This window comes from Sphingomonas mali NBRC 15500 (assembly GCF_001598415.1).
In the GTDB taxonomy this organism is placed as follows: domain Bacteria; phylum Pseudomonadota; class Alphaproteobacteria; order Sphingomonadales; family Sphingomonadaceae; genus Sphingomonas; species Sphingomonas mali.
Genome location: NZ_BCYX01000067.1, coordinates 1 through 14,518, shown reverse-complemented (window position 1 = coordinate 14,518; position 14,518 = coordinate 1). Strand labels below are relative to the sequence as shown.

General features: G+C 66.4%; 15 protein-coding genes. 4 read left to right on the top strand and 11 right to left on the bottom strand.

Going from position 1 to position 14,518, the window contains the following annotated elements:
• Positions 1–85: 85 nt before the first annotated feature.
• Positions 86–1,363, bottom strand: coding sequence for a dicarboxylate/amino acid:cation symporter (locus SMA01S_RS22920; protein ID WP_066827708.1), 1,278 nt, complete (start codon positions 1,361–1,363; stop codon positions 86–88).
• A gap of 69 nt (positions 1,364–1,432) precedes the next feature.
• Between SMA01S_RS22920 and glmM the strand changes: the two genes are divergently transcribed.
• Positions 1,433–2,773, top strand: a complete 1,341-nt coding sequence (glmM, locus tag SMA01S_RS22915) for a phosphoglucosamine mutase (RefSeq protein WP_066827706.1) — start codon at positions 1,433–1,435, stop codon at positions 2,771–2,773.
• A gap of 4 nt (positions 2,774–2,777) precedes the next feature.
• Here the strand turns inward: glmM and SMA01S_RS22910 are convergent, their stop codons facing one another.
• The 4 genes from SMA01S_RS22910 to SMA01S_RS22895 all read right to left on the bottom strand — a co-directional run bounded on the left by SMA01S_RS22910 (position 2,778) and on the right by SMA01S_RS22895 (position 6,215).
• Positions 2,778–3,533: an exonuclease domain-containing protein gene (locus SMA01S_RS22910; RefSeq protein ID WP_066827701.1), complete on the bottom strand. Its 756-nt coding sequence runs from the start codon at positions 3,531–3,533 to the stop codon at positions 2,778–2,780.
• Positions 3,534–3,716: 183 nt separating this feature from the next.
• Positions 3,717–5,099, bottom strand: coding sequence for a phosphoglucomutase/phosphomannomutase PgmG (pgmG, locus tag SMA01S_RS22905; protein WP_066827699.1), 1,383 nt, complete (start codon positions 5,097–5,099; stop codon positions 3,717–3,719).
• Between the two features lie 52 nt (positions 5,100–5,151).
• Positions 5,152–5,445 carry a J domain-containing protein gene (locus tag SMA01S_RS22900; protein WP_066827698.1) on the bottom strand — a complete coding sequence of 98 codons (294 nt, stop codon included), beginning with the start codon at positions 5,443–5,445 and terminating at the stop codon, positions 5,152–5,154.
• A 2-nt stretch (positions 5,446–5,447) separates the two neighbouring features.
• The gene (locus SMA01S_RS22895) at positions 5,448–6,215 is read right to left on the bottom strand and encodes a division plane positioning ATPase MipZ (protein ID WP_066827697.1); all 768 of its coding nucleotides are present in this window, start codon (positions 6,213–6,215) and stop codon (positions 5,448–5,450) included.
• 98 nt (positions 6,216–6,313) lie between these two features.
• Here SMA01S_RS22895 and panC point away from each other — a divergent pair, with 98 nt between their 5' ends.
• Together panC and SMA01S_RS22885 are read left to right on the top strand one after the other, a co-directional pair.
• Positions 6,314–7,150, top strand: coding sequence for a pantoate--beta-alanine ligase (gene panC, locus SMA01S_RS22890; protein ID WP_066827696.1), 837 nt, complete (start codon positions 6,314–6,316; stop codon positions 7,148–7,150).
• A gap of 258 nt (positions 7,151–7,408) precedes the next feature.
• Complete coding sequence (locus tag SMA01S_RS22885) at positions 7,409–7,708, top strand: SEL1-like repeat protein (protein WP_066827695.1); 300 nt, start codon at positions 7,409–7,411, stop codon at positions 7,706–7,708.
• Positions 7,709–7,817: 109 nt separating this feature from the next.
• On the opposite strand, the gene topA is transcribed toward SMA01S_RS22885, so the two are convergent.
• From topA to plsY, 5 genes are all read right to left on the bottom strand, one after another.
• Complete coding sequence (topA, locus tag SMA01S_RS22880) at positions 7,818–10,361, bottom strand: type I DNA topoisomerase (RefSeq protein WP_066827694.1); 2,544 nt, start codon at positions 10,359–10,361, stop codon at positions 7,818–7,820.
• Positions 10,362–10,420: 59 nt separating this feature from the next.
• Positions 10,421–10,795: a hypothetical protein gene (locus SMA01S_RS22875; protein WP_066827693.1), complete on the bottom strand. Its 375-nt coding sequence runs from the start codon at positions 10,793–10,795 to the stop codon at positions 10,421–10,423.
• Positions 10,792–11,463, bottom strand: a complete 672-nt coding sequence (locus SMA01S_RS22870; protein WP_066827692.1) for a hypothetical protein — start codon at positions 11,461–11,463, stop codon at positions 10,792–10,794. Before SMA01S_RS22870 ends, SMA01S_RS22875 begins: the two co-directional genes overlap by 4 nt.
• Positions 11,464–11,532: 69 nt before the next feature.
• The gene (gene dprA, locus SMA01S_RS22865; RefSeq protein WP_066827690.1) at positions 11,533–12,612 is read right to left on the bottom strand and encodes a DNA-processing protein DprA; all 1,080 of its coding nucleotides are present in this window, start codon (positions 12,610–12,612) and stop codon (positions 11,533–11,535) included.
• On the bottom strand, positions 12,605–13,213 hold the full coding sequence (plsY, locus tag SMA01S_RS22860; RefSeq protein ID WP_066827689.1) for a glycerol-3-phosphate 1-O-acyltransferase PlsY: 609 nt from the start codon (positions 13,211–13,213) through the stop codon (positions 12,605–12,607). The genes dprA and plsY overlap by 8 nt, the downstream gene beginning before the upstream one ends.
• A gap of 97 nt (positions 13,214–13,310) precedes the next feature.
• Between plsY and murI the strand changes: the two genes are divergently transcribed.
• A complete protein-coding gene (gene murI / locus SMA01S_RS22855; RefSeq protein WP_066827687.1) occupies positions 13,311–14,102 on the top strand; it encodes a glutamate racemase in 792 nt (263 codons plus the stop codon).
• A 6-nt stretch (positions 14,103–14,108) separates the two neighbouring features.
• Here murI and SMA01S_RS24915 read toward each other — a convergent pair whose 3' ends face one another.
• Positions 14,109–14,282, bottom strand: coding sequence for a hypothetical protein (locus SMA01S_RS24915; RefSeq protein ID WP_169804295.1), 174 nt, complete (start codon positions 14,280–14,282; stop codon positions 14,109–14,111).
• Positions 14,283–14,518: the final 236 nt, after the last annotated feature.

Genomic DNA, 14,518 nt, shown 5'->3' with positions numbered 1-14,518 from the left:
AAGCTGCGTGGCCCGTGAGCCCCCCTCACCCTTCCCACTCGCTGCGCGAGCGGGCCCCTTCCCTCTCCCACAAGGGGAGAGGGAGCTAACCAGGCAACTCTTCCAGCATGCGGTCGGTTTCGCCCTCGCCCTCCGTCGTGATCCCGCTCCGCACCGCGATGGTGCCCGTGACCGCGACGTCCATCGTCACGTTGCCCAATGTCCGGAACAAGTCGGGCACCGTCTCGACCGCAACCAATAGGCCGAGTGCTTCGAGCGGCACCCCCATCGCTACCGCGACCGGCGCGACCGAGGCGAAGAAGCTGATCGTACCCGGCAACGACACCGATCCCATCGTCGTGATCGCGGCGGTGACCACGCCGGCGGCGAGCTGGCCGGGGCCGATCGGCGTGCCGGTCAGATGCGCGACATAGAGGGCGACGGCCAGGTTCATCGCCGGGCTGGTCGCGCGGAACACCGCGACCGCGATCGGCAGGACAATGCCCGACACCCGCGCCGGCGCGCCGATCGCCTCGCTCGACCTGAGCATGGTCGGCAGCGAGGCGAGCGAGGACGAGGTGCTGATCGCGACGATCTGGCTCGGCAGCACGGCGCGGGCGAAACGCCCGATGCTCACGCGTGCGCCGATCGCCGCGATCGGATAGGCCGACAGCAGCACCAGGATGCCGAGCGTCGAGACGATTGCGACATAATGCGCCAGCGCGCCGAACGCGGCCGCGCCCGTCTCCATCCCCACCCCGAACGCCAGGCAGAACACGCCGAGCGGGGCGAGCACCAGCACCCAGCCGATCACGACGATCATCGCGTCGGCGATCGCCTGGAACAGATCGACCATCAGCTTGCGGCGATCGGGCTGCAACCGCGTGATGGCGAAGGCGAACACCATCGCGAACACGGTCAGCGGCAGGAAAGCGTCGGTCGCGGCCGCGTCGATGATGTTGGTCGGCACGATCTTGTCGAAGAAATCGCCGAGCGTCGGCACCTGGCCGGCGGTCTTGGCGCTCGACAGCGAAGCCCTGAGCGCCGCGGCCCAATCGGGGCGGAGCGGGAACAGCTTGAGCAGCAGCGGCGTCAGCAGCGCCGACATGATCGTGTTGAACCACAGGATGACGACGAAGAAGATCAGCGCGCGCCCGGCGATCTTGCCTGCACGCGCGGCCTCGGCCGAGGCGGCGATGCCGATCACCAGCAGCGCCACGACCAGCGGCACGATCACCATCTGCAGCCCGTGCAGCCAGGCACCGCCGATCCGCTTGGTGAAGACGAGCACCCAGCCGCCGGCGTCGGGCGCCCAATTGGCGAGCGCGATGCCCAATGCCAGCCCGGCTACCAGCGAGATCAGAATCCTCAATGCTTGGCTCATGCTCGCCCTTCTCTGTTTGCCGCGCTAAGAGGCAGCCTTGGCGCGGGATAGCGGACGGAAACGGGCAGAATGGCAAGAAAATATTTCGGTACGGACGGTATTCGCGGCCTCACCAACATGCAGCCGATGACCGCGGTGATGGCGATGAAGGTCGGCATGGCGGCCGGCGCGCATTTCGTCCGCGGCGACCACAAGCACCGCGTGGTGATCGGCAAGGACACGCGCCTGTCGGGTTACATGCTCGAAAACGCCCTGGTCGCGGGGTTCACCAGTGTCGGCATGGACGTGACCCTGTTCGGACCGCTGCCGACCCCGGCGATCGGCATGCTGACCAAGTCGATGCGCGCCGATCTGGGCGTGATGATCTCGGCCAGCCATAACCCTTATGCCGATAACGGCATCAAATTGTTCGGTCCCGACGGCTATAAATTGTCCGACGCCGACGAACTGGCGATCGAGGCGCTGATCGACGGCGACGTCGCGCTTGCCGCCGCGCCCGATATCGGCCGCGCGCGCCGCGTCGAGGATGCGCGCGGGCGCTATATCCATTTCGCCAAGGCGACCTTTCCCGACGATCTGACGCTCGACGGGCTCAAGGTCGTAGTCGATTGCGCCAATGGCGCCGCTTACCAGGTTGCGCCCTCGGCCTTGTGGGAACTGGGTGCCGAGGTCATCGCAATCGGCGTCACGCCGAACGGCAAGAACATCAACGATCAGGTCGGATCGACCGCGCCGCAGACCTTGTGCGAAACCGTGGTCGCGAGCGGCGCGCATATCGGCATCGCGCTCGACGGCGATGCCGACCGGTTGATCGTGGTCGACGAGACCGGGCGGGTGATCGACGGCGACCAGTTGATGGCGGTGATCGCGACCGGCTGGGCACGCGCGGGCAATCTCCGCAATGGCGGACTGGTCGCGACGGTGATGTCCAACCTTGGGCTCGAACGCCATCTCAGTGCGCAGGGGATCAAGCTGATCCGCACCGCGGTCGGCGACCGCTACGTGCTCGAAGCGATGCGCAGCCAGGGATATAATGTCGGCGGCGAGCAATCGGGGCACATCATCCTGTCGGATTACGCCACCACCGGCGATGGGCTGGTCGCGGCGCTGCAGATCCTCGCCGAACTGGTCCGCTCGGGGATTCCGGCGAGCGAATTGCTCCATCGCTTCGATCCGCTGCCGCAATTGCTCAAGAACGTGCGGTTCAAGGGCGGCAAGCCGCTCGACGATGCCGGCGTCAAGGCAGTGATCGCCGATGCCGAGGGCGAGCTCGAAGGCAAGGGCCGGCTGGTGATTCGCCCCTCGGGCACCGAACCGGTGATCCGCGTGATGGCCGAGGGCGAGGACGCCGCTCAGGTCGAGGCGGTGGTCGACCGTATCTGCGACGCGGTGAAGGTGGCGGCGGGCTAACGCTTTACAGCAACAAGCCCTGCAGATTGGCGCGCCCGACCGCGCCGCCGCCGCGGCGCCGGGCGAGTTCGGTCTCCGCGGTGAAGCGCACGTCGGGATCGCGGTCGGTCAGGAACCCGGCCAGGCTGTCCTCGGCGATCTCGCTCCATTCCTTGCCGCGGTCGGGGCCGTAGCGCACGCGCGGCAGCAGTCCGGGTTGCTTCGACCATTCGATCAGCTGCGCGACCGATGCCTCGTTGAGCATGTCGCGCAGATGGTGCGCGGTGACATAGGCGTCGGGAAAGGCGCGGTGCGCTGGCAGGCCGCGCTCATGATCGAGCCCCTCGGGCTTGCGCCAGTAACGCAGCACCTGGTTGGAGAAGCTTGGGCTATCGGGCCACAGTCGGAGCGCGCATTTCCACGTGCAGATCCAGTCGGCGCCATGGGTCAGCGTCGGCGTGCAGAATTGCTCCTCGAAATCGGCGCGATGCGCGGCGAGCGCGATGCGGCGGGGATAGGGATCGAGCACCGGGCGCGCGACATCGATCCAATAGGGCGCATCGGCGACCTGCTCGTCCAGGATATGATGGATCGCCTGAGTGATCGGCGGGATCGGTCGGCCGGGATTGACCATCCGGCTGCCGCCCTCGCCGTAAATCTCCCAGCGGCCATCGGCACCCAGCGCGACGTCCTGCCAGCCCACTTCGAGCACACCGTGCTGCGGCGGCTCGTTGCCAGTGGTTTCGAGGTCGATGACACGGATGATGGAGGGGGATGCCATTGGCGGTAGATGGGGGTTTTGGCCGGGAAAAGCCACCTTGAGCCACTTTCCTACCGTCATCCCCGCGAACGCGGGGACCCATCTCCAGCACCTTCCCTCACCTCACCGGTGCGTTTGCCGATCGCTTGGGAGCTGGGTCCCCGCTTGCGCGGGGATGACGATATTGAAGTTTTACTGCCGACCTCAATGCCCCGCTTGCGGCCCGCGCTCCAGCCCGCTCGCTGCCAGCTGCGCGTCGATCTGCGCGAGCAGGCGGTCGAGCGCCGCTTGGTCCTTCGCCTCGGCGCGCGCGACCAGCACGTCCTGCGTGTTCGACGCGCGCAGCAGCCACCAGCCGTCGGGCGTGGTGACCCGCGCCCCGTCGGTGCGGTTGACGTCGGCGCCTTCGGTTTCGAGCCGGTCGAGCACTTCGTCGATCACCGCGAATTTGCGGCTCTCATCGACCTGGAAGCGCATTTCGGGGGTGTTGACCATCACCGGCATCGCGTCCTTGATCTCGTTCATCGACTTGCCGATCAAGTGGACCGCGCGGATCAGCCGGACGGCGGCATATTGCGCATCGTCGAACCCGTAGAATTCGTGCGCGAAGAAGATGTGACCCGACATCTCGCCCGCCAGCGGCGCGCCGGTTTCCTTCATCTTGGTCTTGATCAGGCTGTGCCCGGTCTTCCACATCAGCGGATGCCCGCCCAGTTCGGCGATACGGTCGTACAGCGCCTGGCTCGCCTTGACGTCGGCGATGATCGTCGCGCCCGGCAATTCCCTCAGCACCGGTTCGGCCAGGATCGACAATATCTGGTCGCCCCAGATCACCCGGCCCCGTCCGTCGATCGCACCGATACGGTCGCCGTCGCCGTCGAACGCGACGCCGAAATCGAGCCCCTTCTCCGCCACCAGCGCCTTGAGCTGTGCCAGGTTCTTCTCTTCGGTCGGGTCGGGATGGTGATTGGGGAAGGTGCCGTCGACCTCGGTGAACAGCAAATGATGCTCGCCCGGCAGCAATTTGGTCAGCTTCTCGATCACCGGACCCGCGGCGCCGTTGCCGGCGTCCCAGCCGATTCGGTAGGCGCCGCCTGAATAGCCCGCCATCAGCCGGCCGACATAATCGTCGACGATATCGGCATCGGCGACGTCGCCCTCGCCTTCCTCCCAATCGCCCTCGGCCGCCATCCGGCCGAGTTTCTGAATGTCCTCGCCGAAGAACGGAAGATGCTGCAGCACCATCTTGAAGCCGTTATATTCGGCCGGATTGTGGCTGCCGGTGATCTGGATGCCGCCATCGACTTCCAGCTCGGCCTCGGCCCAGTAAAGCTGCGGGGTCGGCCCCATGCCGGTGCGGATCACATTGACGCCCGAGGCGAGCAGCCCCTCGACCAGCGCGGTTTCCATCGCGGGCGACGAGATGCGGCCATCGCGTCCCACCGCGACGCGGGTGCCGCCGGCGCGGCGCACGATCGTGGCGAAGGTGCGGCCGATCGCGCGGGCATCGTCGGTCGACAGGGTTTTGCCGACGACTCCGCGGATATCGTATTCGCGCAAGGAGGTCGGATCGAAACGGTGGGTCATGGGGGCTCCCGTCAGGTTGATGCGCGCCCAATCCGCCGAGCAGGGAAAAAGTTCAATCCCCAGGGACTGAACTCGGCTTCAACAAGATGTCACGCGCCTCATTCACGCGACGAGCGAGCTCGTCGGTGCCGCCATGGTCGGGATGGACGTTGCGCAGCAGGCGACGATGCGCGACGCGAATCTCGTCGGGGCTGGCGCCGGGATCGAGTCCCAGCACGGCGAGCGCGCTGATCTCGTCATCGCTGCGTTGTGGTTTGCGGCGGCCGTCGGTCCAGACCTTCTTGGGCCCTTGCCACAGCCACCAGCCGAACCAGGCCACGGCCAGCGCCAGGAGGAGCTTGGCCATGATCAGGCGAAGAGCGGCATGACCGGCTCGGGCAGAGCCAATGCCGCCATCATCTCGCGCAATTCCTGCCGCGCGGCGACATGCGCCAGGCCCATTTCGCCGAAATCGCGGCTGTCGATCATCGTCAGCCCCTTGGGGAACAATTCGCGATAGATGACGCGTTCGCCCAGACCGGGGATGATGCGGAACCCCACGCGCTTGGCGAGCTGGTCGAGCGCCTCGGACACGCGGCGCATGTTGCGCGCCTCGATATGCTGGAGGCGGTTCCTGAGCACGACCCAGTCGATCGCCACGCCATCGGCCTTGGCGCGGGCCTTGCGCGCATCCCAGATCAGTTCGGCGTAGAAGCTTGGCCGTGTAACCTTGTAGGTGTCGGGATCGACCTGGCCGATCAGGTCGAAATCGACGAAGCTGTCGTTCATCGGCGTGACCAACGTGTCGGCGCGGCTCGCCGCCAGCCGCCCGAAACGGTCGTCGCGGCCGGGCGTGTCGATCACCACGAAGTCGGTGTCGCTGCACAGTCGGCCGAGCGTATCGTCGAAATATTCCAGGCTCTCGCCGTCATGCGCGGCAAAGGCGGGCGTCGGCAGCTCGCGGCTGGTGCGCTTGGCGGTGGCGACGCGATTCTCGAAATAGCGCGCCATGGTGCGCTGGCGATGGTCGAGATCGAACGCCGCGACACGCGCGCCGCGCGCCTGCAGCGCGATCGCGACATGGACCGCGGTGGTCGATTTGCCGGTCCCGCCCTTTTCGTTGGCGAAGACGATCATATGTGGTTTGCTGGCGTCCGCCACGTAAAGACCCTGGTTGCCTGAGATGCCCCGCGCCTCTTACAGGCGAACCCTCGTCTATCGAAGCGACAAGTCCCATGCAAATTGTCCATCACTTGCCCGATTTGAGACGCGCGGTCGCCGACCTGCGCGGCGACGGCGCGCGGCTCGCGCTGGTCCCGACGATGGGCGCGCTCCATGCCGGGCATATGGCGCTGGTCGATGCCGCGCGAGCGACGGGGGCGAAGGTGATCGCGTCGATCTTCGTCAATCCCAAGCAATTCGGGCCGAACGAGGATTTGTCGCGCTATCCGCGCCCGGCCGAAGCCGACAAGGCGTTGTTGATCGCCCATGGCTGCGATCTGTTGTGGATGCCGGGAGTCGAGGACATGTACCCGGCGGGCTTCGCCACCAACGTGTCGGTGTCGGGAGTCAGTGACGGGCTCGACGGCGCCGCGCGCCCTGGCCATTTCGACGGCGTAGCGACGGTGGTGGCCAAATTGTTCAACCAGGTGCGCCCCGACACCGCGTTCTTCGGCGAAAAGGACTTCCAGCAGCTGGCGGTGATCCGGCGCATGGTCGCCGATCTCGATATGGGGCTGGAGATTGTCGGGGTGCCGACGGTGCGCGAGGCGGACGGGCTCGCTTTGTCATCGCGCAACATCTACCTCTCGCCCGACGAGCGGACGCGGGCGGTGGCGCTGCCGCGCGCGCTGGCCGAGGCGAAGCGCGCGATCGAAGCGCAAGAGCCGGGCGCGATTGACGCCGCCCTGGCATCGCTGGCCGAGGCGGGCTTCGTCACCGACTATGTCGCGCTGGTCGACGCCGCGACCTTGGGAGAGCCGCAGCCGGGCAAATCCCGCCGCCTGCTCGCCGCCGCGCGACTCGGCACGACCCGATTGATCGACAATCTCGACATAGCGGCGTCTTTGTAATCGGTACCGGCCCGCTCCCCCACCCGACCGCCCAGCAGCGTATTCTATGGGCGGTCGGGTGGGCGCATAGGGACGGTCATGCCCCCGGCATGACCTGGACAGCGCGGGGCGCTGTCCACCTGATGCGGGGCCGGTACCGCGCGTTCGGCATAGCCGAACCAAACAACGCCCTGATTTTCGTGGTTAAATCGCGTTAACCATTTGTTGACGGCTCGCCCCCCAAGGTAACCCAGCCAAAGGGAAAAGGGGTTGGCAGACATGGGCAGCAGCCTGAAGACCGCACAGTTTCTGATCGAGAGCCGGCTGAGCGACGCCGCGCGCGGCGATTGGGACGCATGCTACGATCTCGGCGTCGATTATTCGACCGGCGCGAACGGCGTCGATCTCGACCTGGTCGAGGCGCACAAATGGTTCAACCTCGCCGCGTCGCGCGGCGGCCATGAAGGCGCGCGCTATTGCCGCGCCGAAGTGGCCGACGAGATGACCGCGCGCGAGATCGCCGAGGCGCAGAACCGCGCCCGGTCGTGGCTGAGCGAAACGAGCAGCCGGGCGGCTTAAGACCTTTCGCTCTCCACCGTCATGCCGGACTCGTTCCGGCATCCAAGGTGCAACAACGGAAGGATTCCGTTGTGGAGGGTTGGACCCCGGAACGAGTCCGGGGTGACGATTATTTTGCCGCGACCTTCTTTTTCGCCGGTGCCTTCTTCGCGGCAGCTTTCTTCGCCGGCGCCTTTTTCGCCCCGCGCTTCCCCTTGCCGCCGGCCGGTGCCGCGGCCGCCCGCGTGTCGATCAATTGCGCCGCTTCCTCCAGCGTCAGCTGATCCTTGTCGATCGTCTTGGGCAAGGTCGCGTTGGTCGTGCCGTCGGTGACATATGCGCCATAGCGCCCTTCCATCAGCTTGATTTCCAGCTCGGTGCGCGGATGTTTGCCGAGCACCTTCAACGGCTCGCGCGATCCGCGTGCCGGACGGCCGCCATTCGCCGCCGCCTCGGCCAATTTGACCACCGCCGCGTTCATGCCCGTCTCGAACACTTCGGCGGTCGACTGCAGCCGGGCATATTTGCCGTCATGCGCCAGATAGGGGCCATAACGGCCGATCGACGCGGTGATCATGTTGCCGGTCTCGGGATGCGCACCGATCTCGCGCGGCAGGCTCAGCAGCTTCAGGGCCCAGTCGAGATCGAGCTCGATATCCTTGGGAATCGACGCGCGCTTGGCGTCCTTGCCTTCGCCCAGCTGGATGTACGGCCCGAACCGGCCCGCTTTGCGCTCGACCTCCAGCCCCGTCTCGGGATCCTTGCCCAGCGATTCGGGGCCCGTATCCTCGCCGTCCGCAGCGCCCGCCTGGGCGAAGCGGCGGGTATATTTGCACTCGGGGTAATTCGAGCAGGCGATGAACGCGCCGAACCGCCCGCCGCGCAGCGACAATTGGCCCAGCCCGCAATTGGGGCATAGCCGCGGATCGCCGCCATCGGCCTTGTCGGGGAACAGATAGGGCGCGAGGAACTGGTCGAGCTGTTGCGTCACTTCGGACGGCTTGAACTCCATCACCTCGGCGGTGCGCGGCTTGAAGTCGCGCCAGAATGCCTCGAGCACCTTCTGCCATTGCGCGCGGCCGCCCGAAATCTCGTCGAGCTCGTCCTCCAGCCCCGCAGTGAAGTCGAAGCTGACATATTTCTCGAAAAAGCGTTCGAGGAACGCGGTCACCAGCCGGCCCGATTCCTCGGCGAAGAAGCGGTTCTTCTCGACCCGCACGTAATCGCGGTCCTTGAGCGTCTGGATGATCGAGGCATAGGTCGAGGGGCGACCGATGCCGAGCTCCTCGAGCCGCTTGACCAGACTTGCTTCGGAGAAGCGCGGCGGCGGCTGGGTGAAATGCTGCTCGGCGCTGACGTCGCGCTTGGCCGGCACGTCGCCGTCGCGCAGGCGCGGCAGGCGGCGCGATTCCTCGTCGCCTTCGTCGTCGCGGCCTTCCTCGTAGAGTGCCAGATAGCCGGGGAAGAGCACGACCTGCCCGGTCGCGCGCAGCCCATGGCGGCCGGTGCCGTCGGCCAGGTCGATCGTCGTCCGCTCCATCTGGGCGGAGGCCATCTGGCTCGCCATCGCGCGCTTCCAGATCAGCTCGTACAGCCGGGCATGATCGCCCGACCCGGCATGGTCGCGGCCGAAATCGGTCGGGCGGATCGCCTCGTGCGCTTCCTGCGCGTTCTTGGCCTTGGTCTGGTACTGGCGCGGCTTGTCGGGGACATAATTGGCGGCATAGCGCTCGGTGATCGCCTTGCGCGCGGCGGAGATGGCGCTGCCGTCCATCTGGACGCCGTCGGTCCGCATATAGGTGATCGCGCCATCCTCGTAGAGCGCCTGCGCGATCCGCATCGTGTGACTGGCCGAGAAGCCCAGCTTGCGCGCGGCTTCCTGTTGCAGGGTCGAGGTGGTGAACGGCGGCGGCGGGTTGCGCGACGCCGGCTTGGTCTCGACCGACTGGACGGTGAAGCGGCCGTTCTCGACGTCGGCTTTCGCCTTGAGCGCATCGCCTTCCTTGCCGATCGACAGGCGGTCGAGCTTCTCGCCATTCCACTTGATCAGCCGCGCGGTGAACGGCGTACCGTCCTGCTCCAAGGTGGCGGCGACCGACCAATATTCCTGGCTGACGAACGCTTCGATCTCGCGCTCGCGATCGACGATCAGGCGCAGCGCGACCGACTGGACGCGGCCGGCCGATTTGGCGCCGGGCAGCTTGCGCCACAGCACCGGCGACAGCGTGAAGCCGACCAGATAATCGAGTGCGCGGCGGGCGCGATAGGCGTCGATCAGATCCTCGTCGAGCTGGCGCGGATGCTTCATCGCCTCGGTGACGGTCGCCTTGGTGATCGCGTTGAAGGTGACGCGCTCGACCTGCTTGGGCAGCGCCTTGCGGTTGCGCAGCACTTCCTGGACGTGCCACGAAATCGCCTCGCCCTCGCGATCGGGGTCGGTCGCCAGGATCAGGCGATCGGCCTTCTTGGCCTCGTCAGTGATCGCCTTGAGCTGCTTCGCCTTGTCGGCGTAATTTTCCCAATCCATCGCGAAGCCGGCTTCGGGATCGACCGATCCGTCCTTGGGCGGCAAGTCGCGGACATGGCCGTAGCTCGCGAGAACGCGATAATCGCTGCCCAGATATTTCTCGATGGTTTTCGCCTTGGCGGGCGATTCGACGATGACAAGCTGCATGGCTGTGAAAAGCGGTCCTTACGTGTACGCGCGAGAATGGGGAGCGCTGGCTGGTACCGTCAAGCGGGCGGCTTGAGCGTCCGCCAGGCGAGCAAGAAGGCGATCCCCAGGATGAGGTCGATGTTCGTCACCGCAAAGGTGGAGGTCGGGGTACGCCCATTCAACCACAGCAGCAACACTGGCACCCAGAAACCCAGTTTGGCGATCACGCCCAGCGGCATGAACGCCCGATAGCGCAGCGGGTCGCCGCCGATGGTCCAGTAGATCAGTTGCCATGCCGCCGCCGCCCCGACGAAACCGTAATAATATTCGGGATGGGCAAGCGCGGCGGCGGGCGCGGCGACGGTCTTTTCCAGGAAATAGAGCGGCAACAGGATGATCAGACCGTAGATCGCGGCCCCACGGAACAGCCAGCGGGCGGCTTTCGGAGTCATGCGAAGACCTCGTCCAAACCGGTTTCGGCGGGGGCAGCGAGCAGTTGATACAGTGCGACCGCCAGATACCAGCAAGCCACCGCGCTTGCATAAACCAGCAGATTTCCGACCACCATCACGGTGTTGACGATCGTCGGATCGTAGGTACCGCGTTGGCCCGCAACGAAACCGGCGGTAACCATGACCGCCATTGCTACAATGGCGGGAACGAAGATCAGCAGCAGCGCCAGCGTGATCGGAACCACATGGTCCCGCGTTGCTTCCCAGCTCCTGCCCAGCGCAGCGAAGGGGCCGAGATCTTCGGCAACTAACGCCGCTCCGGCCATCAACCAGCGTACGCAAATGTATAGTCCCGGCAGGACGAGGAAGAAGAATCCCAGGACGATACCCAAGCTGCTGACGAGCGAACACAGCACGAACCACACGATCGAACCCGCGCGCCGGGCTGATTGCACTCCTTGGCGCGCGATTAATCGACGAGTCGCGAAGAAAGCTACGATGGATATGGGGATGCCGACGAAATTGGCGCCATAAGGCGGAACGATTCTGTCGAACACCATGACCATTGCGGCGAGGGCGACGATAGTGCCGAGTGCGACAAGCGCGTCGCGGGCAAGCAGGGAGAAGACGGCGCTCGTTACCTCGCCAGGCGACAGTTTACGTTCCATCCACCCCCCCGATCTTTACGGATCCTCTTTGCCGCCCGGCTAGCTGCGGGGCAAGTTGACGGGTGCAGTTCACACTAGCGAAACCCGCCCGCCCGCATGGCGCTCGATCCGGCCCGCCAATTCGAGTTCGAGCAGGATCAGCGCGACCGTCGCGGGCGGTAATCCCGATTGCCGGATCAGTTCGTCGATCGCGACCGGCACCGGGCCCAGCAAGCCGATCAGCGCGTGGCGCTCGGCGTCGCCTGGCTCACCGCTCGGGCGACCATCGAACGGGCTGGTCGGCGCGCGCACCATGCGCGGGTCGATCGGGCGGATCGTCTCCAATATGTCGGCCGCCGACTGGACCAGGGTCGCGCCCTCGCGAATCAGCAAATTGCAGCCCTGGGCGCGCGGTTCGAGCGGGCTGCCGGGTACCGCCATGACGTCACGTCCCGCTTCCGCCGCCAGCCGCGCGGTGATCAACGATCCCGATCGCGGCGCCGCCTCGACCACCACGGTTCCGGTCGACAGCCCGGCGATGACGCGGTTGCGGTGCGGGAAATTGCGCGCCAGCGGCTCGCTTCCCGGCGGCTGCTCGGCGATCAGCAAGCCGCGCTCCGCCACTTGATCCTGCAGCGCGCGATTTTCGGGCGGGAAGGCAATGTCGATTCCGCTCGCGATCACCCCGATCGTGCCCGTCGCCAGCGATCCCTGGTGCGCCGCGGTGTCGAGCCCGCGCGCCAGTCCGGAGACGATGACCACGCCCTCGCGCCCGAGCTCGACCGCCAGCCCGCGCGCGAAGCGGCAGGCGGCGGCGGAGGCGTTGCGCGCGCCGACCATCGCGACGCTGGTGCGCGCGAACAGCGCGGTATCGCCCCTGATCGTCATCGCCGCCGGCGCATTGTCGAGCTCGGCGAGCAGCGAGGGATAATCCATATCGTCGATGAACAGATAGCGCGCGCCAAGCTTCTCGACCTGGGCGATCTCGCGCTCGACCGCGCCCGCCTCGGCGATTCGGGGCGCCTTGCCGCCACCCCGCGCGGCGAGATCGGGCAGTGCCTCGATCGCGCGCTCGGCGCTGCCGAACCGTGCGAGCAACTGGCGGTAAGTGACGGGGCCGATCGTCGGCGTGCGGATCAGCCGCAGCCGCGCGATACGCGGATCAGCCATCCTTCTTGGCGCCGATCCGAGGCTCCCTGCCCTGGATCAGCCGTTCGATATTCTCGCGATGCTTCCACAGCACGATCAGCGCGAGCGCGACCAGCAGGAATACCAGGTCGAAAGTGCCCAGCACCGCGGCGGCGATCGGCGCCGAGATCGCGGCGGCCATGCCCGCGACCGCCGAGATGCGGATCGCCGCGAGCAGCCCCAGCCAGACCACAGCATAGACGAGGCCGATCGGCCAATGGAGCGCCAGCACGATTCCCATCATCGTCGCGACGCCCTTGCCGCCCCGAAATTTCAGCCAGACGGGATAGCAATGGCCGATGAACGCGGCCGCGGCGGCGGGAATCTGATGGCCATGGAACAGCCAGCCGGCGATCAGCACCGCGGCGGCGCCCTTGGCGAGATCGAGCAACAAGGTCGCGGCGGCCAGGCCCTTTCGCCCCGTCCGCAAGACGTTGGTCGCGCCGATATTGCCCGATCCGATCTGCCGAAGGTCGCCGGCACCGAACGCTCGGGTCAGGATGACACCGAACGGGATCGACCCGAGAAGGTAACCGAGCAGCACGGCGCCGGCCGGCGCTGCCCACAGATATTCCGTCGCCACGTGAACGCTCCCCTATCGCGGCGATACATAAGCTAGCGTGTTGGCGGGCGCCACTTATCTTGATCATTACGGATGCATCCCCCTAGAGACGCTGCGCATGAATGATCGGCCGTTGTTGTTATTCGATTCGGGCGTCGGCGGCCTGTCGGTGCTCGCCGCGGTTCAGGCGGTGCTGCCCTCGGCGCCCTTGGTCTATGTCGCCGATTCGGCGGGATTTCCCTACGGCACCAAGAGCGAGCTGGAGATAGCCGCGCGCGTGCCGGCGCTGCTTGGGCGGCTGGCCGAACGCTATGATCCGCGGCTGATCGTGATCGCGTGCAACACCGCCTCGACGATCGCACTCGGCGCGGTGCGCGCCGCGCTCGACTTGCCGATCGTCGGCACCGTGCCGGCGATCAAGCCTGCGGCTGAGATCAGCAAGACCCGCGTGATCGGCGTGCTCGGCACCGACGCAACGGTCCGCCAGCCTTATGTCGACGATCTCGCCGCGCGCTTCGCCGGCGATTGCACCGTCTTGCGCCACGGCTCGGCCGCGTTGGTCGAACTCGCCGAAGCCAAGCTCCACGGCGAAGCGCGGCCGATCGCCGACTATCGCGCGGCGATCGCCGGGCTGTTCGACCAGCCCGGGGGCGACCGCATCGATGTCGTGGTCAATGCCTGCACGCATTTCCCGCTGGTCAGCGACGAACTCGCCGAGGCCGCGCCGCATCCGGTACACTTCGTCGACGGCGCACCCGGGATCGCGCGGCGAGTCGCACACCTTACCGAAGGGCAGGACTGGCCCGAAACGCCGCTGCACCGCGCGGTCTTCACCCGGTTCGGCGATGCCGAACGCCACCTCGCCTCGGCGCTGGCACGCTACGGCATCAACCGCGCCGAGTCGCTTTAACCCGCTTCAGCCCGCCCGGGCCGGCGGCGCGCACAATCGCCGGGCATATTGCTCGGCCAGCATCTGGTGAGCGTGGCGCGCGGAGGGATCGGCGGACTGCTCCGCGGCCGTCCGTTCCTGGGCTTCGCGCCGGGCGAGATAATCTGTATCCTGGCCCCTGGGGCCGATCTGATCGGACATCGCAAGCTCCGATAATGCGAGCGGGAGCGTTCCCGCTCTCAATCGTCGGCTCTGTTCGAACCGCAAATGCCGGCGACGACTCACTCCATACCACGCCAATGCGACACTTGCGTTGACGCAAAGCAGCGTCGCGATTGCAGCTTTTGCACGTCTTACCCATGGAAAATCGGCGAAACCCACGTTATTGGCGCATTTCATGAGCGATTCCACCGCGCGGCCCGTCGATTATTCGCGGG

Bases quoted from the DNA above. Each gene is read 5' to 3' on its own strand.
- SMA01S_RS22920 (WP_066827708.1), bottom strand. From the start codon at position 1,363: ATGAGCCAAGCATTGAGGATTCTGATCTCGCTGGTAGCCGGGCTGGCA.
- glmM (WP_066827706.1), top strand. From the start codon at position 1,433: ATGGCAAGAAAATATTTCGGTACGGACGGTATTCGCGGCCTCACCAAC.
- SMA01S_RS22910 (WP_066827701.1), bottom strand. From the start codon at position 3,533: ATGGCATCCCCCTCCATCATCCGTGTCATCGACCTCGAAACCACTGGC.
- pgmG (WP_066827699.1), bottom strand. From the start codon at position 5,099: ATGACCCACCGTTTCGATCCGACCTCCTTGCGCGAATACGATATCCGC.
- SMA01S_RS22900 (WP_066827698.1), bottom strand. From the start codon at position 5,445: ATGGCCAAGCTCCTCCTGGCGCTGGCCGTGGCCTGGTTCGGCTGGTGG.
- SMA01S_RS22895 (WP_066827697.1), bottom strand. From the start codon at position 6,215: ATGATCGTCTTCGCCAACGAAAAGGGCGGGACCGGCAAATCGACCACC.
- panC (WP_066827696.1), top strand. From the start codon at position 6,314: ATGCAAATTGTCCATCACTTGCCCGATTTGAGACGCGCGGTCGCCGAC.
- SMA01S_RS22885 (WP_066827695.1), top strand. From the start codon at position 7,409: ATGGGCAGCAGCCTGAAGACCGCACAGTTTCTGATCGAGAGCCGGCTG.
- topA (WP_066827694.1), bottom strand. From the start codon at position 10,361: ATGCAGCTTGTCATCGTCGAATCGCCCGCCAAGGCGAAAACCATCGAG.
- SMA01S_RS22875 (WP_066827693.1), bottom strand. From the start codon at position 10,795: ATGACTCCGAAAGCCGCCCGCTGGCTGTTCCGTGGGGCCGCGATCTAC.
- SMA01S_RS22870 (WP_066827692.1), bottom strand. From the start codon at position 11,463: ATGGAACGTAAACTGTCGCCTGGCGAGGTAACGAGCGCCGTCTTCTCC.
- dprA (WP_066827690.1), bottom strand. From the start codon at position 12,612: ATGGCTGATCCGCGTATCGCGCGGCTGCGGCTGATCCGCACGCCGACG.
- murI (WP_066827687.1), top strand. From the start codon at position 13,311: ATGAATGATCGGCCGTTGTTGTTATTCGATTCGGGCGTCGGCGGCCTG.
- SMA01S_RS24915 (WP_169804295.1), bottom strand. From the start codon at position 14,282: ATGTCCGATCAGATCGGCCCCAGGGGCCAGGATACAGATTATCTCGCC.